A 21,874-nucleotide genomic window follows, 5' to 3' on the forward strand; every position below is an offset into this window, starting at 1 on the left:
ACCTTAAACTACTCGCCTACCGGACAGTCAGGCCGGGAAGTTAGCCCGATCGGATGACCCTGCCCGAGTTTCTGATCTACCCGCAGTAGCATGCGTCCCTCGCTTTCACGTTCCCCATCCGGGAGAGGATCAAGTGCGACCGCGCCGAACGCTCGCCAGAATCGCGATCACCATTCTCGTCCTGTCCGCCGGTGTCACCAGCGCCTCCGCTGACACCCAGGTGCGCTGCAGTGAGACCGATGTCCCTGTCACGTACGGGCTGCTGCTCCACGGCACTGTGCACGGGCAGCTGTGCGTGCCTCCGACCACAACGAACACCGTACAGCTGTTGGTGCACGGTGGAACGTACAACCGTTACTACTGGGACATCCCGTACAACAACGGAAGTTATTCGTACCAACGAGACATGGCCGCGAACGGCGTGGCCACGTTCGCCGTCGACGCGCTCGGCTCGGGCCGCAGCACCCAGCCGTTGAGCGAGCTCATCACCGGCACCACCGAGGCGTCCGCCATGCACCAGGTGATCCAGGCCTTGCGGGCGGGAGCGGTCGGCGGCAGCCAGTTCAGCAGGGTGGTGATCGTCGGCCACTCGATGGGCTCCGGCGTCACCGTCCTGGAGGCCACCGGCTACCACGACGTCGACGGCGTGGTGCTGACCGGGATGACCCACTCGATGGACCTGCTGGCGCTGACCGGGGTCTTCGTCGACGGGGTCCGCCCGGCGTTGCTGGACCCGGTGCTGTCCCAGCGGTCGAGCGACCCCGGGTACGTGACGACCATGCCGGGCACGCGTCAGGTGTTCCACAATCCCGGCCTGGTCGAGCCGGGCGTGCTGGCCGCCGACGAGACGACCAAGGACCAGGTCGCCGCGACTGTGGTACCGGACCTGCTGACGTTGGCGTTCGAAAGCCCGCTGTCGCGGTCCATCAACGTGCCTGTGCTGATCGCCAACGGCGCCAGCGACGGACTGTTCTGCGCCTTCGTGTGCGCGTCGGAGGACACACTGCGCGCGGCAGAGAGCCCGTACTTCACCGCGCCGCTCGAAGTGCATCTGACCCCACAGGCAGGGCACGCCGTCGCGTTGTCCACGAACGCCGCGGACCACCGTGAGGCGATCCGAGCGTGGATGGACGAGCATTCGTTCTGATGATCGCGCCACGTCCCGAGGACCCAGCGCCGGCCGGCGGGTCACGCCAGCGGGAGAGGCTCGTCCGGCGGTGGGCGAGCCTCGTGACGTCGACCAGTCACGTCCCGTTGCCGCCCGCCGAGTTCGAGCAACGGCTCGCCGACATGCTCGACGACCTGGTCGACATCGTCCGCAGCGACCCAAGGCTGGCCGTCGACTGCGGCGCCGAACTGGTCGAGGCGGGCTGCACCGACCCGGTGTCCATCCAGTCCACAATGGACGCCCTGGGGCCGGGCCTGCTCACCCTGCCCGAACTGCGCCCGACCGACCGGCTCGCCGACAAGGTCGTGCAGACCCTCGGCGCGATGGCCGCCGGCTACGCCGCGGAACTGCGCCGGCTCACGTTCGCCCAACAGGAAACCATGAGCGTGGTGCTGCGCCGCACCCTCGCCGAGGTCCAACGAAACCTGCGCACGGTCACCACCCAGTTCGACCACGTGGTGGCCGGCTCAGCCAGCGGTGTCGCCCTCACCGACCAGCACGGCCACGTCCTGCGCGCCAACCGGAAACTCGCCGACATCCTCGGCTACCCGGAAACGGAACTCGCCGGCCTGACGGTGTTCGACGTACTGCCAGACCTCCTCACCGGCCGAAAGAACCAAACCGTCGTGCGCAAGGACGGCGAGACCACCCAGGTGACCCTGAGATCCCTGGAGTCCGTCGGCGACCAATGGGTGATCATCCTGGAGGACCGTTCGGAACTGGACCTGCTGCACGGCCAACTCACCCACCAGGCCCTGCACGACATGGTCACCAGGCTGCCCAACCGCCAGTACTTCACCAGCACCCTGGAAAGCACCCTGACCCGCACCGCCCTGGCCGTATACCACCTCGACCTGGACGGCTTCAAGAACGTCACCCACGGCCTGGGCCGGGAATCCGGCGACCACCTCCTGAACCTGACCGCCCACCGCCTCACCACGGTGGTGGCCGACGCCAAGGCGATGGTGGCCAGGTTCCACGCCGACGAATTCGCCCTCCTCCTGGAAAACCCACCCGACCCCCACGAGATGGCCGCCCGAATAGCCGCGGAACTCAACGAAATCTCGGCCTGCATCGGCATAGTGCACCGCCCCCAACGGCACACCACCGCGACAGACGTCCTCGCCTCGGCCGAACTCGCCCTGGCCCGCGCGAAACGCTTCGGCCCCGGCCAGTGGTCCCTCGCCAATCCCCTCGAAGACGCCAAGGACCGCGAGGCGTTCCGTCGTGCGCTGCCGTGAGTTGTGCCATTCGGGTTACTCCTGGCGCCCCCGGCTACCGGCCGGGGGCTCGCGGCGATAATCAGCGGATGGACCAGGGCGCCGAGACTCCCGCGCACGGCCAGGACAACGCGGCGCACGCGGACAGCATCGGGTCGGTGGTGCAAGCGGGCACGATCGAGGGCGGAGTGCACTACCACCAGCCCACCCGGCCTGTGGTCGCCCTGCCGCACCGGGCCGGGATCGCACCGCCACGTGCCCTGTCGTTTCAGGACCGGGCGGACGCCGACGAGTTGGCGCGGGTGCTGGATCAGGGCGACACAGCGGTGTTGACCTCCGGTGTGGTGACCGGGCTGGGGGTGTGGGTAAGACCCAACTGGCGGTCGACTATGCCGAACGGCTGTGGGCGACTGGTCGGCTGGATTTACTGGTGTGGGTCGCCGCGGGGTCGCGGGAAGCGATCGTGGCCAGCTACGCCCGCGTCGCTGCCGACCTGACCGGGATCGTGGACCCGAATCCCGACCATGGCGCGCAACGGTTGCTGGAGCGGCTCGGCGGCATGTCGGCACGGTGGCTGGTGGTCCTGGACGACGTGCAGTCGCCGGCCCATCTGCGCGGACTCTGGCCGCCGACCACGTCCGCCGGACGGGTGGTGGTGACCACCCGGCGCCGGGATGCCGCGTTGCACGGCCCGCATCGCCACCTGATCGAGGTCGGCGTGTTCACCCCACCCGAAGCACACGCCTACCTCGACGGCGCCCTCGCCCACCAACCGCACCTGCTGGACGGTGCCCGGGACCTGGCGAAGGAGCTGGGATATCTGCCCTTGGCGCTGGCCCAGGCCAATGCCTACCTACGCGACCGCAATCTGACCTGCGCCGACTACCGGGCACGGCTGGCGGATCGACGTCGCGAGTTGGCGTCGCTGCTGCCCGAGAGCGACGGACTGCCCGACGAGCATCGGGCGACGGTGGCGGTCACTTGGTCGTTGTCGGTCGAGCAGGCCAATCTCCTGCGGCCGATTGGGGTCGCGGAGCCGTTGCTGCAGGTCGCCAGCCTGCTGGATGCCAACGGCATCCCACGCGACGTGTTCACCGACCCGGCCATCCTGGAGTGGATCGCGACCAGCACCGGCCGTCCAGTCAGCGCGGAGGACGCGGTGGATGGGTTGGGGTGTCTGCAGCGGCTGAGCCTGATCACCCTGGACCCGCGCGCATCGTCGCGGGCGATCCGCGTGCACGCGCTGGTGCAGCGGGTCACCGGCGACGCTCTCCCTGAAAGCCAGCTTCCCGTGGTGGTCCGTGCGGTCGCGGACGCATTACTACACGTGTGGCCGAACGTCGAGCGCGACACCGTCCTGGGACAGGTACTGCGCACCAACACCGAAGCACTCATCGAGGCCGGCGGATCGCACCTGTGGGCATCGGATGTGCATCGGGTGTGTTTCCGGGCCGGAAACAGCCTGGGGGACAGTGGCGCGGTTGCCCAAGCCCGGGACTACTTCGAACGGCTCCACACTGCCGTTATTGATCGCTTGGGCCCTGATCACCTCGACACGCTGACCATTCGTCACAACATCGCCCGCTCGCGTGGGCACGCTGGGGATCCGGCCGGGGCGGTGGCCGCATTGCAGGAACTGCTCACCGACCAGTTGCGGGTGCTGGGCCCAGATCACCCCCACACACTGACCACCCGTCACAACATCGCCTACTGGCGTGGGCAGGCTGGGGATCCGGCCGGGGCGATGGCCGCATTGCAGGAACTGCTCACCGACCGGCTGCGGGTGTTGGGTGCCGACCACCCCCACACGCTGACCGCCCGTCACAACATCGCCCGCTCGCGTGGGCACGCTGGGGATCCGGCCGGGGCGATGGCCGCGTTTGAGGAGGTGCTCACCGACCGGTTGCGGGTGTTGGGTGCCGACCACCCCGACACGTTGATCACCCGTCACAATATTGCGTACTGGCGTGGGCAGGCGGGGGATCCCGCTGGGGCGGCGGCCGCATTGCAGGAACTGCTCACCGACCAGTTGCGGGTGCTGGGCCCAGATCACCCCCACACACTGACCACCCGGAGCAACATCGCCCGCTCGCGTGGGCACGCTGGGGATCCCGCTGGGGCGATGGCCGCATTGCAGGAACTGCTCACCGACCAGTTGCGGGTGCTGGGCGCAGACCATCCCGACACGCTGATCACTCGTCACAATATTGCGTATTGGCGTGGGCAGGCGGGGGATCCGGCTGGGGCGGCGGCCGCGTTTGAGGAGCTGCTTGTCGACCAGTTGCGGGTGCTGGGCGCAGACCACCCCCACACGCTGACCACCCGGAGCAACATCGCCTACTGGCGGAAACGGATCCCGGGCGGCGACGCGTCCGTTTGACGGCGCCATACCCGCCATGGAGCCGATGGTAGGTGTGGGGAGACCGAGAGCGAAACTCAAGGCGCACCAGGAGGAAGCACGGGCAACCCCCCAGGAGCGCCCGTCGCCAGAAGAGCCTGGAGAGCATCGGTGTCCAGGTTGTCCGCCACCAGATCGGCCAGAAGATCCAACTGAGCCTCGCGAACGACGGCGAACTGTGTGTCCATGGCGGGCACGAAGTTCCGACCGGCAACCGCCGCGGCCCACCGGAGCAGTTCCCGCCGTGGCGCGTCGTTCTCCAGCAGGCCATGCCAGTGGGTGCCCGCGATGGTGTTTGTCAACGCACCCTCGGGGGTGCCGTCGGGGAGAGTCACGAGGGGGACAAGGGTCGACGACCGGCGCGTGACCGTTCCGTGGTGAATCTCGTAACCCGTTGCCGGGGCGCCGAAAACTGTGCCGTCCGGGCGGTCCAGCGTTTTGTCCACTGTGAACTCTATGTCGATGTCGAGCAGGCCGAGGCCGTCGACCGTACCGGCACCGGACTCCACTGTGTCGGTGATCTTCCGGCCCAGCATCTGGTAGCCGCCGCAGATCCCCACTACCGGCCCGCGCCGGGCGTGTTCCTGGATTGCTTGGGCCAGGCCGTTGTCGCGCAACCATTTCAGGTCTTCGACCGTTGCTTTGGAGCCGGGCAGGACCACCAGGTCCGCGTCGGCGAGTCTGGACGGCTCGGTCACGAACCGCACCGACACTCCCGGTTCGCAGGCCAGTGCCTCCACGTCCGTCCCGTTGGAGATCCGGGGCAGGCGGACCACCGCGACCCGCAGCCACTCGCCCAGTGGCGGCTTCGGCCGGCCGACCACGCCGTCGGCCACATAGGACAGTGAGTCCTCCGCGTCGATCCACAGGTCGGGGTGCCAGGGAATGACACCCAGTACCGGCCGGCCGGTGAGCTCCCCGAGTTGGTCCAGACCAGGAGCGAGCAGTGCCGGGTCGCCGCGGAACTTGTTGATCACAAATCCGCAAACAAGCGCTTGGTCCGCGGGTGACAACAGCGCCACCGTGCCGTACAGGTGCGCGAGCACGCCGCCCCGGTCGATGTCGCCTACGATGAGAACGGGCAGGTCAGCGGCCCTGGCGAGGCCCATGTTGGCGATGTCGTCGGCGCGCAGGTTGATCTCCGCGGGCGAGCCGGCGCCCTCGCACACCACCACGTCGAACTCGGCCCGCAGGCCCGCCAGTGTCGACAGGACCGTCTCGAACAGTTCCGGTTTGCGCTCCCGGTAGGACAGGGCGCTGGTGTGACCCACCGCCTTGCCGAGGACCACTATCTGGGACGTCCGGTCGCCGCCCGGCTTCAGCAGGACCGGGTTGAACCGGACGCTCGGCGGCACGCCCGCGGCCGCGGCCTGCAGGGCCTGCGCCCGGCCGATCTCGCCGCCGTCCAGTGTGACCACCGAGTTGTTCGACATGTTCTGGGCCTTGAACGGCGCCACCCGGACCCCTTGCCGGGCCAGCCACCGGCACAGGCCCGCGACCAGCACGCTCTTGCCGGCGTCGGACGACGTGCCGGCCACCAGCAGGGCTCCGCTCACACGCCGCACCCTATCGGGATAGTGTCTTCGGCGACCCCCTCGGACACAGACGGTCGAACACGTGTTCTAGGATGTGGGTCCCCCTCCACGTGACCATGAAAGGACCAGGATGACCGCTCCCACCGCCGAGGCGGCAAGCGCTCCCGGTGACGAGGAGGTGCCTGCCACGACGAACGGACAGGGCACCAACGGGCCGGAGACCGAGGCGGCTGAAGCCGAGGACAAGCCCAAGCGCGGCGCCCGCACCAAGAGCACCGCGAAGAAGACCCGGACCGTGGAGCTGACGCTTACGGTGACCGGGACTCTGGACGGTGCGTGGCAGGCCGATCTGCTGCACGGCTCCACCCGGGTCGTGCAGGGCCTGTCCGTGCCGGCGGCGGCCGTCGCCAAGGCCGCCCAGGAGTTGCACCCGGACATCGCCGAGAAGATCGACGAGGTGATCACGGCGGCCCGCGAGCAGCACGAGTCCCGGCTGCGCGAACTGGAGGCCGAGGTGGCCAAGGTCAAGCAGGCCCTGGCCGACCTCGGCGAAGAGTCCTGACGAACGCCCGTCGCCGGCCAGCCTGACCACCGGGCCCCGGCGCCGGAGCCTCCACGGACCACAACCGGACCCCCGGCCCACGCGGCCGGGGGTCCGCCGGTCACTGGGCGGGCTGCCACCTTTGGACGTCGCCGTCGATCAGGTCGACCGTGCCGTTCTTGCGCATGTACTGCAGGTGCGCGCACGTTTCCGCGAGGGCGCTCCGGCGCATCAGCCCCTTGACCTTCGCCCAGCCACGCGACCACGTCAGGCGTTCGGTGACCTCCCAGGCCGTGGCCGCACCGGCTTCGGTCAGCACGGCGGTGATCTCGTCGCAACGCTCCCGGTGGTGCTGGACCAATGCGACCGTCCGGGCCGCGATCCCCCGGAACCGGTACTCGTGCGCGGGCAGCACCTCCGCGGTGTCGAACTCCGCGATCCGTTTCAGCGACGCGATGTAGTTCGACAACGGATCCTCGTCCACCAACGCCAGTCCGATGTTCGGGCTGATCCTCGGTAGCACGTGGTCCCCGGTCAGCAGCACATCCGTGGCTTCGTCGTGCAGGCACAGGTGTCCAGGCGTGTGCCCTGGGGTCCACACCGCGCGCAGTGTCCGGTCGCCGTGCGGCACAAGGTCACCGTCGGCCAGCAGGATGTCCGGCTCGACCATGTCCATGAACGGTTTCATCGCCGCGAGCGAGAACGTCATCTGCTCGGCGACGTCGTCCGGCACCCCGGATGCCCTCAGCCAGTCCTTGTCCGCCGTTTCCGGCAGGGTACGGAAGAACCGGACTGGCAGCTGGTCGGCCTCGGCCGGGTGCATGGCCACCCAGGCGCCGGACTCCTCGCGGATCCGTCCGCTGAGCCCGTGGTGGTCGGCGTGCATGTGGGTCACCACCACACCCACCACATCGGACACTGACGCGCCGATCACGCCGAGCCCGGCGGTCAGCGCCTCCCATGTCACGTCCGAGAACCACCCGGGGTCGACCACCAGCAGCCCGTCGTCCGCGACGGAGATGTAGCTGATCGTGTACCGCAGCGGATTGTGCGGAATGGGCACCGGCACCGACCAGAGCCCCGCACGGACCCGTTCGACGGGAGGTAACTCCTTGCGTTTCCAGGCTTCCCACTGCCCGGGTGCGCTCGGCTCAGCCGGGACGGTACTCATGCCGCCTCCGCGGGGACAAGTACCTCGGCGGGGCTCATCCGACGATCTCCGCGAGCGCCCGCAAGGTCGGCACGTCGGTGTTCACCAGCAGCGAAGTGACCACGCTTTCCTTCCACAGAGCCAGTTCGTCGCGGACCTTGGCCAACGGGCCGACAAGCGCGACGTCCTCGACCATGGCGGTCGGCACCGCGGCGACGGCCTCGGCCTTGTGGCCGTCCAGGTACAGTTCCTGGATCTTCTGGCACTCGGCCTGGTAGCCCAGGCGGACGAACACGTCGAAGTGGAAGTTGGCGCCCTTGGCCCCCATGCCGCCGATGTAGAGGGCGAGCATCGGCCGGACCCAGTCCGCGGCCTGCTCCACGTCGTCGTGCACCACGACCGGCAGGAACGCGGGGACCTCGAAGGTGTCCCAGTTCTGCCGGGCGCCTGGCCGGTCGAATCCGGTTTGGAGGGCGGTACGGTAGAAGTCGTTGCCGCGTGGGGAGAAGAACATCGGCAGCCAGCCGTCCGCGATCTCGGCGGCGAGCGCCACGTTCTTGGGTCCCTCGGCGGCCAGGAAGATCGGGATGTCCGTCCTGAGTGGATGCACAGTGGACTTCAGCGGCTTGCCCAGCCCGGCGCCGCCCTGGTACGGCAGCTGGAAGAACTCGCCCTGGTATTCCACCCGTTCCCGGGCGACAACCTTGCGCACGATGTCCAGGTACTCACGGGTCCGCGCGAGCGGCCGGGGATACGGCTGCCCGTACCACCCTTCGACCACCTGCGGCCCGGAAGCGCCGATCCCCAGGACAAAGCGCCCACCGGACAAGTGGTCGAGCGTCAACGCGGCCATCGCGGTCGCCGTGGGCGTCCGCGCGGACATCTGCAGAATGTTCGTGCCCAACCGCACCCGCTCAGTGCTCGCCCCCCACCACGCGAGCGGGGTGAGACAGTCCGAACCGTACGCCTCGGCCGCCCAGATCGAGTCGAGGCCCAGCCGTTCGGCTTCGGCGATGGCGTCCCGCACCCCCTCAGGCGGGCCGGCCGACCAGTAGCCGGTGTGGAATCCGAGCTTCACGACAGCCTCCTATACTCAACTTCTTGAGTAATCATATCCTTGAGTACCTTCGCCACAAGAGACGGGAGGCACATGGCTCTGCGGCACGCGTTGCTGGCGGCACTGCTCGACCGTGAGCTGAGCGGCTACCAACTCACCAAGCTGTTCGACCTGGACGTCTCCTCCTTCTGGCACGCCGCGTCCCAACAGCTGTACGTCGACCTCGCCAAACTCGAGGCCGACGGCCTGCTCACCGGCCACGAAGTGGTCCAGCAAGGCCGCCCCAACAAGCGCGTGTTCCGGCTGACCCACGCCGGCCTCGACGAACTGACCCGGTTCACCCTCGCCCCCACCAAACCCACCTCGATCCGCGACGACCTCCTCGTGAAGGCCTACGCCGCCCGCGCCGCCGACCCCGGGAAACTCGCCGCCCAACTGGAGCAGCGCGCCGAGCAATCGCGCACGAAAGCCCAGTATCTGGCTGAACAGTTGGCTAGATTGCTGGAGGGCAGGTCCGAGGAGGAGTACCTGAGAACCGCGGAGAACATCGGCCCTTATCTGGCCGGAACGCGCGGGCGGATGTACGAGGAGGAACAGGCCGCCTGGTGCTCCTGGGCCGCGGCGGCTCTGCGAGGACGTTGACGACAACGGGGGTTCTTCGCATGACGAAACCCGGACCGCTGGTGTTGGTCGCGGTGGTCGTCGTGATCGCCGCCGGGGTTGTCCTCGTTTCCGGTGGCCGTCTGCCGTGGATCGACGGCGATTCGTCCACCCCTGCCAGCGCGCCCGACTCCTGCGGCATTCCCCAGTCGGTCAACGTTGACCCGACGGCCGCAGCCTCGGGTGTCCGGGTCGTCGACCAGGGGCTGCCCCAGGCCGACAACGGCCAACTCAGCCTGGGCGTGGTGCTGGAGAACACCAGTGACAAGGTGGCCTACCGGACGCGGGTCACCTACAAGCTGTTCGACGCCGGCCATTCGCCGATCACCAGGACGTACCTGACGGACGCCGTGATTCCGGTGATGCTGCCCGGCCAGCGGGTCGGCGCCGGGGTCAGCGACCTTCAGGACAGTCCGAAGGCGGCGTCGCTCGAGGTGCAGATCGGCACGACCACATGGCTGCCCAGGGACGCGCTGGGCGGCTTCTCGCCGGTAACCGCCAAATATCTCCGAACCCGGCCCAGTCCGCCCGGAAGTCCGCCGCTGGTCAGCGTCGACTACCACGAGACCTCGGCCAACTGCCGGCCGCTGTACCCGGCGAAGGTGGGCGCGGTCTTCCGGGACGCGGGTGGGAAGATCGTCGGCGGTGACCTCGTCGACTCGACGATCGGGTTCATGACCTACGACGAGCAGCACAAGGCGGTCGTCCCGGAGCTGGCGCCGCCGACTCCTGAGTGTGCGCCGGGAGAACGGGACACGTGGATAGTTCCGCACACGGGCCGCGTCCCTGCCATGGACGACGCGCGCACGGAGATCTATCCGTTCTGCGACATCCAGTCGATCAGCTGACCCGGCGAGTCCACGAACGACGGCCGCGACGTGCCACCGTGCTCGACCGGCGATTAGGGTTGCCGAGGTGGAGCCCAGCGCGATCGGACAGGCGCTGCTCGCCGTCGGCGACCAGTGGACCCTGCTGATCCTTCAGCGCGCCTTCCTCAAGCACACCCGGCGGTTCGCGGACTGGCGCGCCGAGCTCGGGGTGTCCGAGTCGGTGTTGGCCGGGCGGCTGCGGGAGATGGTGGCTGGGGGGTTGCTGCGGCCGGCGCCGTATCGCAGTGGGCGGACGCGGACCGAGTACTGGCTCACCGAGAAGGCCATTGACCTGTGGCCGTTGTTGGTGTCGATCTGGTCGTGGGAACGGGCTTGGGTGACGCGGCCGCATCCGTTGCCGGATCTGGTGCATCTGGGGTGTGGCCGGTCGGGGGATGTCGAGTTGGGGTGTTCCTCGTGTGGGAAGGCGCCGGTGGCGGCCAGGGACACGACCATGACTCGGGCCATGAACACGACGTTCGCGCATGTCAGCGCGCCACGGTTGCATCGCAGGACGGTTCGGGACGTGTCCACGGACGCGTTGTCCTACCTGCCGGCGACCATGGAGATTCTGGGTGACCGGTGGAGCACGGTCGTGTTGGCCGCCGCGTTCATGCGGATGCGGCGGTTCTCGGAGTTCGAGGCGAAGCTCAAGGCGCCGCCGTCCGTGCTCAGTGACCGATTACGTAGGTTCACCGAGCTGGATGTGTTCTACCAGAACGGGCTTGAGTACCGGCTCACCACCAAGGGGCAGGCGTTCTTCGGGGTTTACTCGGTCCTGGTCGACTGGGCGCAGCGGTGGTACGCGGGGGCGCCGGACACCCGGATCACCATCAACCACACGATCTGTCAGCGCGAGCTGGTGCCGTATCTGCGGTGCACCTTGTGTCTGGAGCCGATGTCACGCAGCGCGATCCGGTTCGATCTGCACGCGCCGTGACGCGCTACTCCATCTGGGCGATAGAAGTTGACCAATAGGGGGCAATTGCTTGAACCGGTCAGCGGAACAGTGCTACTCATCGGTAGCTATGTCTCAGGAGGCCGGTCCCCATGCGATCCGAGTGCTTTGAGGTGCGGACCGTCGTGAGCCATCCACCCTCGACGGTGTGGGAGGTGATCGGCGAGCCCGAGCTCTATCCCCGGTATGTCCGCGGGCTGGCGTGGTGCGAACGGGTGACCACGCATCGTGGCCGCGGCTCCCGATACCTGCTGAGGGTAGACCGCGACGACGAGGTCGAGGTCCTCATCTACCGGCGCGACGAACACATAGTGTGGTCGAGCGTGGCCGCCCGGCAGCACCGGCTGTCGATCAGGCTGCGGCCGACGTCCCGCGGCGGCACCGAGATCAACGTCCTGCTCACGCTGCTCGCCCCGGACCGGGAGCTGCCGCTCGGCGAGACCGCGATCCGGCGCCGCGTCGAGGAGGCGTTCGACCGGCTCAGCGACCAGCTCGACCGGGTCCCCGCTCCCCTGCCGCCGACGCCGCGCGACCCGGCGTCGTCCCGCGGATCGCTGGTGAGCGTGGCGAAAGTCCTGGTCAAGGCGGGTGTGCTGACCGCCGCCCGACCGGACAAGACCGTGCGCCAACTGGCCGCGCTGGGGCGGTGGGGCGCGACTGTCGTGGGCGGATACGGCGCGTCGGCCGCTCGCGCGCCGCACGACCTGGCATACCAGGACGAACGGTCCCAGCGGACGTTCGCCGAGGTCGAGGAACGCACGAACCGCCTGGCGCACGCCCTGAAGAGCTACCAGGTCGGGCCGGGCTCGCGGGTCGCGCTGATGTGCCGCAACCACGGCGCCATGATCGAGTCGATGATCGCGTGCGGGAAGCTCGGCGCGGACGTCGTGCTGATGAACACCGGGCTGGCGGCCAACCAGATCGCCGAGGTGATCCGGCTGCACACGCCGGCCGTGCTGATGGCGGACGACGAGTTCGGCCGGCTCGGCCAGTTCGTGCCCGCGCATGTGCCGAGAATCCGCACTTGGCCAGAGACCGAACACTGTGACGTGCGCACGGTCGAGGACCTGATCGCCGAAGGGTCCCCGGACCGGCTGGCACCGCCCGGCCGCGCCGGCCGGATCGTGGTGCTGACCTCAGGCACGACGGGTTCGCCGAAAGGCGCGCGCCGTCCGACACCACGCGGACTGGGTGACGCGGCCGCCGTGCTGTCCCGGATTCCCTTGCGGGTCGGGGAGAAAATGCTGGTGTCGGCTCCGCTGTTCCACACGTGGGGTCTCGCCGCGATGCAGCTGGGCACGGCGTTGCGCGCCACTCTGGTACTACAGCGCCGGTTCGACCCGCAGTCCGCGTTGCGCGCCATCGTCGACCACAAGTGCACGTCGATGTTCGCGGTGCCGATCATGTTGCAGCGCATGATGGATCTGCCGGACAGCCTGCGGGAACGGTACGACACGTCGTCGTTGCGCGTGGTCGCGAGCAGCGGTTCGGCGCTGCCCGGACGGCTGGTCGACCACTTCATGGACTCGTTCGGGGACGTCCTCTACAACCTGTACGGCTCAACGGAAGTGTCGTGGGCGACCATCGCGGATCCGGCGGACCTGCGCGCGGCCCGGACCACCGCCGGGCACCCGCCGTTCGGCACCCGGATCGGAATCCTTGACAGCCAGGGGATCTCGGTGCCGCCGGGATCCACCGGGCGGATCTTCGTGGGCAACGACATGCTGTTCGAGGGATACACCGACGGCGGCCAGCTGGCGCTGCGGCACACGCTGATGGACACCGGCGACCGCGGGTACCTGGACGCCGACGGCCGGCTGTTCGTCGACGGCCGGGACGACGAGATGATCGTCTCCGGCGGCGAGAACGTGTTCCCCCGGCCGGTCGAGGACATCCTGGCCGCGCTGCCCCAAGTGCGCGAGGCGGCCGTGGTGGGCGTGCCGGACATCGAATACGGCCAACGCCTGGCCGCGTACATCGTGCTGCGGCCGGGATCCAGGCTGGACGCGGACAGCGTGCGGACGTACGTCCACCAGCGACTGGCGCGGTTCGCCGTCCCCCGGGACGTGGTCTTCGTGGAAACCCTCCCGCGCAACGCCACCGGCAAGGTGCTCAAGCGCGTCCTGGAAGACGGCCACTGGTGAACGAATTGTCCGTTTTCGGACAAACCATTGACGTATTGGTCTAGTCCACTTACGTTGGTAAAGGTTCACCAAACCCCGGGCCAGGCGCGGGCTCCGCGGTTCCCCTGCTGGTGCGGTGTCTCGCACACCGCCTCCACCCTCGGAGAACGCATGTTGCGAACCAAGCTCGCGGCGCTCGGCACAGCGCTGGTCACCGTTCTGTCGGCGTTCACCGCCGCCACCGTCCTGTCCACGCCGGCCGCGGCCTCGCCGAACGGCAACGTCCTCGGCTACTTCACCGAATGGGGTGTGTACGCCCGCAACTACCACGTCAAGAACGTCAAGACGAGCGGTTCGGCGGCCAAGCTGACCCACATCAACTACGCGTTCGGCAACGTGGTCAACGGCCAGTGCGCGCTCGGCGACACCTACGCCGACTACGACAAGTTCTACGACGCCGGGTCCAGTGTGGACGGTGTGGCGGACACGTGGGACACCGGCGCCCTGCGCGGCAACTTCAACCAGCTGCGCAAGCTTAAGAAGCAGTTCCCGAACCTCAAGGTGATCTTCTCGTTCGGCGGCTGGACCTGGTCCGGCGGGTTCGGCCAGGCCGCGGCCAACCCGACCGCGTTCGCCAACTCCTGCTTCAACCTGGTCAACGACCCGCGTTGGGCCGGCGTGTTCGACGGGATCGACATCGACTGGGAGTACCCGAACGCCTGCGGGCTGGGCTGTGACTCCAGCGGCCCGGACGCGTTCACCCGGCTGGGCCAGGCGTTGCGCGCCAAGTTCGGCTCGAAGCTGGTCACCGCCGCGATCACCGCGGACGCGTCGGCCGGCGGCAAGATCGACAAGTCGAACTACGCGGCCGCGTCCCAGTACTTCAACTGGTTCAACGTGATGACGTACGACTTCTTCGGCGCCTGGGCCGCGCAGGGCCCGACCGCGCCGCACTCCCCGCTGACGTCGTACACCGGGATCCCGCAGTCCGGGTTCAACACCAACGAGGCGATCGCCAAGCTCAGGACCCAGGGCGTGCCGGCGAGCAAGCTCTGGATCGGCGTCGGCTTCTACGGCCGCGGCTGGACCGGCGTCACCCAGGCCACCCCCGGCGGCACCGCGACCGGCCCGGCGCCCGGCACGTACGAGCAGGGCATCGAGGACTACAAGGTGATCAAGACCAGGTGCCCGAGCACCGGCACCATCGCGGGCACGGCGTACGCCAAGTGCGGCTCGCAGTGGTGGAGCTACGACACCCCGAGCACCATCCCGGGGAAGATGAGCTGGGCCAAGGGACAGGGTCTCGGCGGCGCCTTCTTCTGGGAGCTGTCCGGTGACACCACCAGCGGCGAACTGGTCACCGCGGTGAAGAACGGCTGATCACCGGGGACGGCGGCTCCTGCCGGGAGCCGCCTTCTTGGCCTTCATGGAACCCCACTCGTAGGCGATGATCACGGCCAGCGTGATGACGACGAGCGATGTCCAGTCGGCGGCGACCCGGTCCAGCAACGGTTTCAGCAGATCCGCGAGCCCGGCCAGGGTGAAGTACGAGGCGGCCGCGCCGAGGCCCAACCCGGCGACCCCGATGACGAGCCCGATCACGAAGGTCACGACCTTGCCGGCCGCGGCGACGGCTTTGGCCGCCCGGCCGCCGACCAGGAAGGCGAACGGGAGCGCGACCGCGAAGAACGTCCCGAACCCGGACACCAGCAGGAATATGTTGGCGGGGTGGTCCGCGAACTCGCCGCCGACGGAACCGAGGTCTTCCTCAAGGAGAGTCCACAGGTTCCACGGATCCCAGTCGTTGACGGCGGCGCCGTGGATCCCGATCGCCAGCAGCAGCACCAGGATCACGTACGCGCCGACCCGTTGCCACGTCCACCTTCTACCCGGCTTGGCGGTCGAGTGTTTCCTCGTCGGCGTGGGCGGCTTCTTCTTCGGTATCACGGCCGTGGCCGGTGGCGCTGTGAACGCGATGCCGTGCTCGGCCGCGAGACCAAGCAGCCGGCGGGCCAGTTCCGCCTTCATGACCGTGGCCGCCCGCGTCAACAGGACCGTGTGGTCCGCGGTGCGGTGCGGGTCCGTCGGCCGCTCGGTGATCATCGCCAGCGCCTGCCGGACGGTGGGGCGCCGCTTGGGTTCCTTGGCGAGCAGACGCATGATGAGCGCGGCGAGTGCCGGCGGCGCCAGGGTGGGCGGCGCGGGGTCCTGGGCGAGAACGGCCCCCAAGGTGGCGACGTCCTCACCGCGGCGGAACGGCGAGATGCCTTCAACCGCGTGATACAGCGTCGCGCCAAGGGAGAACAAGTCGCTCGCGGCGGTCGTCTCGTCGCCCAACGCACGCTCCGGCGCCACGTACTCCATCGAGCCGATGAACACCCCGGTCGCGGTCAGGACGGTGTCGGTCCGGTGGATCGCGATCCCGAAGTCGGTCAGCAGGACCTCGCCGTTCGCGGCGAGCATCACGTTGGCCGGCTTGACGTCCCGGTGCAGGATTCCCGCGTCGTGGGCCGCGCCGAGCGCGCGCAGGAGCGCCACCGCGATGTCCGTGACCCTGTCCGGGGGCAACGGTCCGTGCGACTTGACGTGGTCGTCGATCGAGCAGCCCTCGACCAGTTGCATCACGATCCACGGAATGTCGTCCGCGATGACCACGTCGTGGACCGAGACAATGTTCGGGTGGTGCCGCAACGGCGCCGCGTTGCGGGCCTCCCGCGCGGCCCGGGCGAGGCGGTCGGCCTGCTCGGTGTCGGACGCCGTCGTGGGCAGCCGTAACTCCTTGACCGCCACATCGACGTGCAGCACGTCGTCGTAGGCCCGCCAGACCCGGCCGAAACCCCCGGACCCCAACTCGGCCACCAGCCGATAGCGACCGCCGACCAGTTGGCCCGTTCGCGCTCCCACAGCACCCCACCTCGGAAAAACCGATGCGTCAGCAGCTGAGGATACGAAACGAGGCGGCCTGTTCGTAGGCCGCCTCGTGTTCGCCGAGAACTATGCGACCGCGGCCGAGCAGAGCCGGCGCGCGGTGGCGATCACCGCGTACGCCGACGGCAGCATCTGGTGCGGGCGTGGCTCGTGGATCCAGCACCAGCCCCCGCCGCCGCATTCCGTCGGTACCACGGCGTACTCCCCCGAGGCCGCGTGGTGCACTTCGTGGTTGCCGAGGCCGTCCACGATCTCCCCGGGCATCGTGGTCGCGCCTTGGGTGAGGAACGTCCAGCGGGCGCTGTCCGGGTGCGCGATCACCGGTCCGGTCAGCATCGCTATGCCGAGCTGGCCGTGCACCCGCGCGCCGAGGGACGCCGGCATGGTGATGGCGTCCAGCGTCTGGCCCAGGGCGACGACCAGCTGGCGCTGACCGACCTGGACCGACACCGGCCAGCCGAAGAGTTCCTCATAGTGGGCCCGCGCGGCGGCCAGCTCCCTGAGCCAGTCCGGCGCGGGTTGCGTCATCGTTGTCATTACCCCTGCGGTCATATCCCTTCCACCCCACAGTCGCCTGTTGCTCCATTCGAGCGATCCCCGTGTTCGCCGTCACCCATGGTACGTGACCAAACGTGACGCCGGACACAGGATTAGGCCCCACACTCGAAACTAGGTTCGAAGCTAGGGGCCACGAGGCTGGGTAGGGGTAGGAATCCCCAGGTCAACTTGACAATGTAACCGCCTGACCCGCGACACGCCGAAGACGACGCTCGGTGAGGACTCCGAAGAGCAGTCCAATTGACATCCACAACACGAGCTGGGTGCCGAGCGACGCGACCCGGAAGTTCCAGAGCACGCTCGCCGGGAAGTGCTCAGGCACTTCGCTGACCACGGGCAGTATCGCCGACGCGACGGACACGACCGCGACGTAGGCCAGCAGCCCGAGCAGCACCGAGTTCCACGCCCCGAACCTGGCCAGCAGCCTGCGGGCCAGCACGGTCGAGCCGATCCCGGCCACGACCGAGACCAGGACCATGCTGAAGTACCAGGCGGTCCGGGAGCCGATGGTGTCCGGCTGGCCGACCGACGGCGGGTTGGCCGGGTACTTCAGGTACGGCACGACGAACACCACGACGAACGCGCCGAGCGCCAGCACCTCGGCGGTCGCGCGGGCGTTGAGCCGGCCGAGCCGGCCGTAAGCGAACGCGAACCCGAGGGCGAACAGCCCGCCGAACGCGAGCCCGTACGCCCCGACCGCGACGGCCAGGCCGAGCGTGCTCTGGATCGAGCGGCTGACCAACTCGGGGCCCTCGTCGGCGCCGTGTGAGTGCATGCCCTCGAAGGAGATGGCGCTGTCCACCGACGGCTCGCCGAACAGCGACGCGAAGATCAGTGCCAACGCGGCGGCGGCCAGTCCGACGAGCATGCCTCGGACCAGCAGGTTTCCCATGCGCATCTCAGTGGCAGGGGAAGCCGAGGAGGTGCCGGCCGTCGTGCACGAACTCGTGGATGTAGTTGTTCGACGACGAGACGATCGACATCGCGCCCTGCTCGCTGCCGACGAAGTACAACAGGATCAACGCGAGGACTCCCACGAAGATCGCCCACGGCAGGATCTCGCGGATCGGGATACGGAGGGGAACAGGAGCCGGAACGGGAATGGCTGCGGTTGTCACCGGTAGGACCTCCTCGGGCTGACGCGACCCATGGGTAGGCGGGCGGGCGGCTGGAGTGTCTGACTACGCGGCTTTCCGCCGCATACAGTGGCGCGACCGTGCCGGATTCTCACCGGCTTACTCCGACCAATGGCAGCGAGAACGTAGGCAGGAGCCACTCACCGTGTCAACGCCAGGAGACCGTCCTCACCCTAATGCCGCGACAAGGATCGTCCTGGTGTCGCACGCGCCGACCACGGCGACCCGAAGCAGCGCGTTCCCGGACGACGAGCCGCTGGAACGGACGGACTCGGTGGAGCCGGTGGACCTGGGCCGTTGGGGACGGTATCTGCGCGGCCCGGAGTTACGGTGCGCGCAGACCGCGGCCGGGCTCGGCTGGGACCCGACGGAGACCGTCGTCGAGCCGGCACTGGCGGACCTGGACTTCGGGCAGTGGCGTGGCCTGCCGTTGGCCGAGGTGCCGGAGAGTGACGCCGTCCGGTGGCTCAACAACCCCGAGGCGGCGCCGCACGGCGGCGAGTCCGTCCACGACCTGCTGAAGCGGGTGGACGGGTGGCTGGCGGGCCTGCGTGATTCGGGTGAGCGCGTCGCCGTGGTGACCCACCCGGCCGTCATCAGGGCCGCGGTGGTGACCGTGTTGTCGGCGCCGGCTCGCTCGTTCTGGCGGATCGACGTGGCGCCGCTGTCGTACACCCGGCTGACCTGCGGTGGCGGGCAATGGACCCTCCGGGAGACCGGCCACCCGGTGATTTATTGACCGACTCTGGCCAGATATGTCGTCAGGGATTTACCATCCGCGTGCAGGCGTGTCCCGTGGATCTCGGTCGATGAGAGTCTGCCTCGGCCGGAGGCCGAAATCGGGCTACAGCGAGGTGGTTCCTGGGGCCGCCTCGGCCCGGCTATCGCGATCGAGATCCACGGGACACGCCTTGGTCCTGGACAGCAGGCCGGGGGTGCGGCGTGGACACGTATCGGATACTGGGTCCGCTCGAGGTCACGGTCGACGGCCGGGCGGTGCCGCTGGGCGGCCGCAAGCCACGCATGCTGCTGGCGACGCTGCTGCTGGACCCGAACACGACCGTGGACGTCGACACCCTGGTCGAGGTGCTGTGGCCGGACGGGCCACCCCGGTCGGCGGTCGCGAACGTCCGGACGTACGCGCACACCCTGCGGGCCGCGGTCGGCGACCGGGTGCACACGCGGTCGCGCGGGTACAAGATCACGGTCGCCCCGGACGAGCTGGACATGACGACGTTCGAGGTACGAGCGCGGGCCGGCCGACTGGCTGAGGCGAGCGCGCTGTGGCGCGGACGCGCGCTGGCCGACCTGCCGCGCAGCCCGGTGTGGGAGCCGACGCTCGCCCGCCTGGAGGAGTTGCGCCTGTCGGTGCTCGAACGGTCGATGGCCACCCGGGACGACGTCATCCCCGAGTTGCGCGGCCTGCTGGCCGAGCACCCGCTGCGGGAGGAACTGTGGCGGCAGCTCGTCCTCGGCCTGCACCGCTCCGGCCGGGCGGCTGAGGCGTTGAACGCGTACGCCGACGCCGAACGGGTCCTGGCGACCGAGCTCGGCACCCGGCCCGGCCTCGGCCTGCGGCGGGCCCAAGCTGTCATCAACCAAGCGGCGATCAACGCGGGTGTGTTCCCGGTGTGCCAGCTGCCGCTGGACATCCCGGACTTCACCGGCCGGCGGACCACGGTCCGCCGGCTGGTCGAGTTGCTGCGTGGACCGAAGCCGGTGGTCGCGGCCGTGACCGGGCCGCCCGGCGCCGGCAAGTCCACTTTGGCCGTCCATATCGGACACCACCTGGCCGGCCTGTTCCCGGACGGCCAGCTGTACGTCGACCTGCGGCACACGCACGACGCGCTGGCCTACCTGATGGCCACCCTCGGGATTCCCGACGACGGCGGGACCGACGCGGTCCGGGTGGCGCGGTACCGCTCGGCGCTGGCCCGCCGGCGGATCCTGTTGGTGCTGGACAACGCCACCGACGTCGGCGCGATAACACCGTTGCTGCCGGGATCCGGTGGGTCCGCGGTGATCGTCACCGGCCGGCGGGCCATGCCCGACCTGCCCGGCGCCGTCGGCGTCCCGATCACGGCGCTGTCCGACGCCGAGGCCGGTGACCTGCTCGCCAGGATCGCCGGCCGGCGCGTCCGCGAGGAACCCGACCACGCGGCCGAAGTGCTGCGCGCGTGCGGCAACCTGCCGTTGGCCGTCCGGGTCGCCGGCGCCAAGCTCGCCACCCGGCCCGCTGTCCCGGTCCGGGTGCTGGCCCACCGGCTACGGGACGAGCGCCGCCGGCTCGACGAGCTGACCATCGGAAGCATGGCGGTCCGGCCGAGCGTCACCGACAGCTATGAACGGCTCGCGCCGGAGGCGGCCCGGGCGTTCCGGTTCGCCGGGCTGCTGGGGCCGGACCCGTTCCCGGGGTGGGCACTCGCCGCGCTGCTCGACCGCCCGCACGCCGACGACGTGCTGGACACGTTGGTGGACGCCAACCTTCTCGACGTCGCCGGCAGCACCCCCAGGTACCGCCTGCCCGACCCGTTCCGCAGTTACGCCGGTGAGCGCCTTGACACCGAGTCCCGGCACGATGTCCAAGCGGCGACTCGGCGGGTGTTGGACGCCTATCTCGCACTGGCGACGCATGCGGCCGAACGCATCCCGGTGCCGTTCTTCGGCCTGCTGCCCCGGCCGGGGACGAGCGTGGCGGGCGCGGGCGATCCGGTCGAGTGGCTGGCCGCCGAACGTGCCACGGTGACCGCCCTGCTGTCCGTCGCCAACCAGCTCGGCCTGCACGACCACGCGTGGCGAATACCTGCCGTCTACGCGCCCTTCTTCGACCTGCGCGGCCGGTGGGACGACTGGCAGCGCTCCCACGAGATCGCGCTGCGGGGCGCCCGCGGGGCCGGTGACCGGCACGGCGAGGCGATCGTCCAGCGCAACCTCGGCCAGCTCCACCTGTACCAGGACAACTATCCCGCGGCCGAACACGCGCTGGACGAAGCCCTAAGGCTGTTCACCGAAGCAGGTGATGCCAGCGGCGTGGGAATCACGCTCGCGGGAATCGGGACCACGCTGCGGAACCACGGCCGGTACCGCGGCGCGCTCGCGCTGCACCACCGGGCGCGGCGGATCTTCGTCCGGGTGGCCGAACCGAACCTCGAAGCCGTGGCCAGGATCGCCATCGGCGTGGATCTGCTTGCGCAGCAACGGTTTCCCGCGGCCGAAGGCTGGCTCACGGGAGCCCGCGAGCTGGCCGCGGACATCGGTGACCAACACCGCGAGGCGCACGCGTTGCAGCGTCTGGCGACTCTACGCGGTGAGCAGGGCGACCCGGAACGCGCCCTCGACCATCTCGCTGAGGTCACGGCGACGTTCCAACAACTGGGTGACGACCATTGCGTTGCGTACGCCCGACAACACACAGCAGAGCTATGCCTGCGAACGGGTGACAGGGAACGCGCGCACGAGCTGCTCACCACTACGCTTGACGCCCATTTGCGCAGCGGCGACCGACGGTCCGCCGAAGAAGTCTCTCACCTGCTCGATCAACTCTCCTAACGCCCGCCCCGGTTGCAGGCCCGG

The 21,874-nt window shown here is 69.1% G+C and carries 19 protein-coding genes; 12 read left to right on the forward strand and 7 right to left on the reverse strand.

Features of this window, described 5'->3' with window-relative positions; genetic code table 11:
* Positions 1-133: 133 nt before the first annotated feature.
* From EV192_RS50595 to fxsT, 4 genes are all read left to right on the forward strand, one after another.
* Positions 134-1,147 carry an alpha/beta hydrolase gene (locus EV192_RS50595; RefSeq protein ID WP_132125979.1) on the forward strand — a complete coding sequence of 338 codons (1,014 nt, stop codon included), beginning with the start codon at positions 134-136 and terminating at the stop codon, positions 1,145-1,147.
* Positions 1,147-2,409, forward strand: coding sequence for a GGDEF domain-containing protein (locus EV192_RS50600; RefSeq protein ID WP_132125980.1), 1,263 nt, complete (start codon positions 1,147-1,149; stop codon positions 2,407-2,409). The genes EV192_RS50595 and EV192_RS50600 overlap by 1 nt, the downstream gene beginning before the upstream one ends.
* A 68-nt stretch (positions 2,410-2,477) precedes the next feature.
* Positions 2,478-2,885 (forward strand): hypothetical protein, encoded by a 408-nt coding sequence (locus EV192_RS56580; protein ID WP_243727600.1) that lies wholly within the window; start codon positions 2,478-2,480, stop codon positions 2,883-2,885.
* Positions 2,789-4,768, forward strand: coding sequence for an FxSxx-COOH system tetratricopeptide repeat protein (gene fxsT, locus EV192_RS50605; protein ID WP_243727604.1), 1,980 nt, complete (start codon positions 2,789-2,791; stop codon positions 4,766-4,768). Before EV192_RS56580 ends, fxsT begins: the two co-directional genes overlap by 97 nt.
* A gap of 56 nt (positions 4,769-4,824) precedes the next feature.
* Here fxsT and EV192_RS50610 read toward each other — a convergent pair whose 3' ends face one another.
* Positions 4,825-6,342 (reverse strand): cobyric acid synthase, encoded by a 1,518-nt coding sequence (locus EV192_RS50610; protein WP_132125981.1) that lies wholly within the window; start codon positions 6,340-6,342, stop codon positions 4,825-4,827.
* 109 nt (positions 6,343-6,451) lie between these two features.
* On the opposite strand from EV192_RS50610, the gene EV192_RS50615 reads away from it, so the two are divergent.
* Complete coding sequence (locus tag EV192_RS50615; protein WP_132125982.1) at positions 6,452-6,883, forward strand: DUF6319 family protein; 432 nt, start codon at positions 6,452-6,454, stop codon at positions 6,881-6,883.
* 100 nt (positions 6,884-6,983) lie between these two features.
* Here the strand turns inward: EV192_RS50615 and EV192_RS50620 are convergent, their stop codons facing one another.
* Entirely contained in the window at positions 6,984-8,033 is a 1,050-nt protein-coding gene (locus EV192_RS50620; RefSeq protein WP_132125983.1) for an MBL fold metallo-hydrolase, read from the reverse strand.
* A 34-nt stretch (positions 8,034-8,067) separates the two neighbouring features.
* Positions 8,068-9,090, reverse strand: a complete 1,023-nt coding sequence (locus EV192_RS50625; RefSeq protein WP_132125984.1) for an LLM class F420-dependent oxidoreductase — start codon at positions 9,088-9,090, stop codon at positions 8,068-8,070.
* A gap of 72 nt (positions 9,091-9,162) precedes the next feature.
* Here EV192_RS50625 and EV192_RS50630 point away from each other — a divergent pair, with 72 nt between their 5' ends.
* The 5 genes from EV192_RS50630 to EV192_RS50650 all read left to right on the forward strand — a co-directional run bounded on the left by EV192_RS50630 (position 9,163) and on the right by EV192_RS50650 (position 15,059).
* The gene (locus EV192_RS50630) at positions 9,163-9,711 is read left to right on the forward strand and encodes a PadR family transcriptional regulator (RefSeq protein ID WP_132125985.1); all 549 of its coding nucleotides are present in this window, start codon (positions 9,163-9,165) and stop codon (positions 9,709-9,711) included.
* Between the two features lie 20 nt (positions 9,712-9,731).
* Positions 9,732-10,577: a hypothetical protein gene (locus EV192_RS50635; protein ID WP_132125986.1), complete on the forward strand. Its 846-nt coding sequence runs from the start codon at positions 9,732-9,734 to the stop codon at positions 10,575-10,577.
* 67 nt (positions 10,578-10,644) lie between these two features.
* Complete coding sequence (locus tag EV192_RS50640; protein WP_132125987.1) at positions 10,645-11,538, forward strand: winged helix-turn-helix transcriptional regulator; 894 nt, start codon at positions 10,645-10,647, stop codon at positions 11,536-11,538.
* A gap of 110 nt (positions 11,539-11,648) precedes the next feature.
* Positions 11,649-13,700 (forward strand): AMP-binding protein, encoded by a 2,052-nt coding sequence (locus tag EV192_RS50645; RefSeq protein ID WP_132125988.1) that lies wholly within the window; start codon positions 11,649-11,651, stop codon positions 13,698-13,700.
* A gap of 150 nt (positions 13,701-13,850) precedes the next feature.
* Entirely contained in the window at positions 13,851-15,059 is a 1,209-nt protein-coding gene (locus EV192_RS50650) for a glycoside hydrolase family 18 protein (protein WP_132125989.1), read from the forward strand.
* On the opposite strand, the gene EV192_RS50655 is transcribed toward EV192_RS50650, so the two are convergent.
* The 4 genes from EV192_RS50655 to EV192_RS50670 form a co-directional block, all read right to left on the reverse strand.
* Positions 15,060-16,583, reverse strand: coding sequence for a serine/threonine-protein kinase (locus EV192_RS50655; protein WP_132125990.1), 1,524 nt, complete (start codon positions 16,581-16,583; stop codon positions 15,060-15,062).
* A gap of 90 nt (positions 16,584-16,673) precedes the next feature.
* Positions 16,674-17,135: a hypothetical protein gene (locus tag EV192_RS50660; protein ID WP_132125991.1), complete on the reverse strand. Its 462-nt coding sequence runs from the start codon at positions 17,133-17,135 to the stop codon at positions 16,674-16,676.
* Positions 17,136-17,328: 193 nt separating this feature from the next.
* Complete coding sequence (locus EV192_RS50665; RefSeq protein WP_132125992.1) at positions 17,329-18,057, reverse strand: CbtA family protein; 729 nt, start codon at positions 18,055-18,057, stop codon at positions 17,329-17,331.
* Between the two features lie 7 nt (positions 18,058-18,064).
* Positions 18,065-18,283 carry a CbtB domain-containing protein gene (locus EV192_RS50670; RefSeq protein WP_132125993.1) on the reverse strand — a complete coding sequence of 73 codons (219 nt, stop codon included), beginning with the start codon at positions 18,281-18,283 and terminating at the stop codon, positions 18,065-18,067.
* Positions 18,284-18,500: 217 nt separating this feature from the next.
* On the opposite strand from EV192_RS50670, the gene EV192_RS50675 reads away from it, so the two are divergent.
* On the forward strand, positions 18,501-19,040 hold the full coding sequence (locus EV192_RS50675; protein ID WP_243727601.1) for a histidine phosphatase family protein: 540 nt from the start codon (positions 18,501-18,503) through the stop codon (positions 19,038-19,040).
* 203 nt (positions 19,041-19,243) lie between these two features.
* The gene (locus tag EV192_RS50680) at positions 19,244-21,850 is read left to right on the forward strand and encodes an AfsR/SARP family transcriptional regulator (RefSeq protein WP_132125995.1); all 2,607 of its coding nucleotides are present in this window, start codon (positions 19,244-19,246) and stop codon (positions 21,848-21,850) included.
* The last annotated feature ends 24 nt before the right edge of the window (positions 21,851-21,874 follow it).

Source organism: Actinocrispum wychmicini (genome assembly GCF_004345645.1).
Lineage (GTDB): Bacteria > Actinomycetota > Actinomycetes > Mycobacteriales > Pseudonocardiaceae > Kibdelosporangium > Kibdelosporangium wychmicini.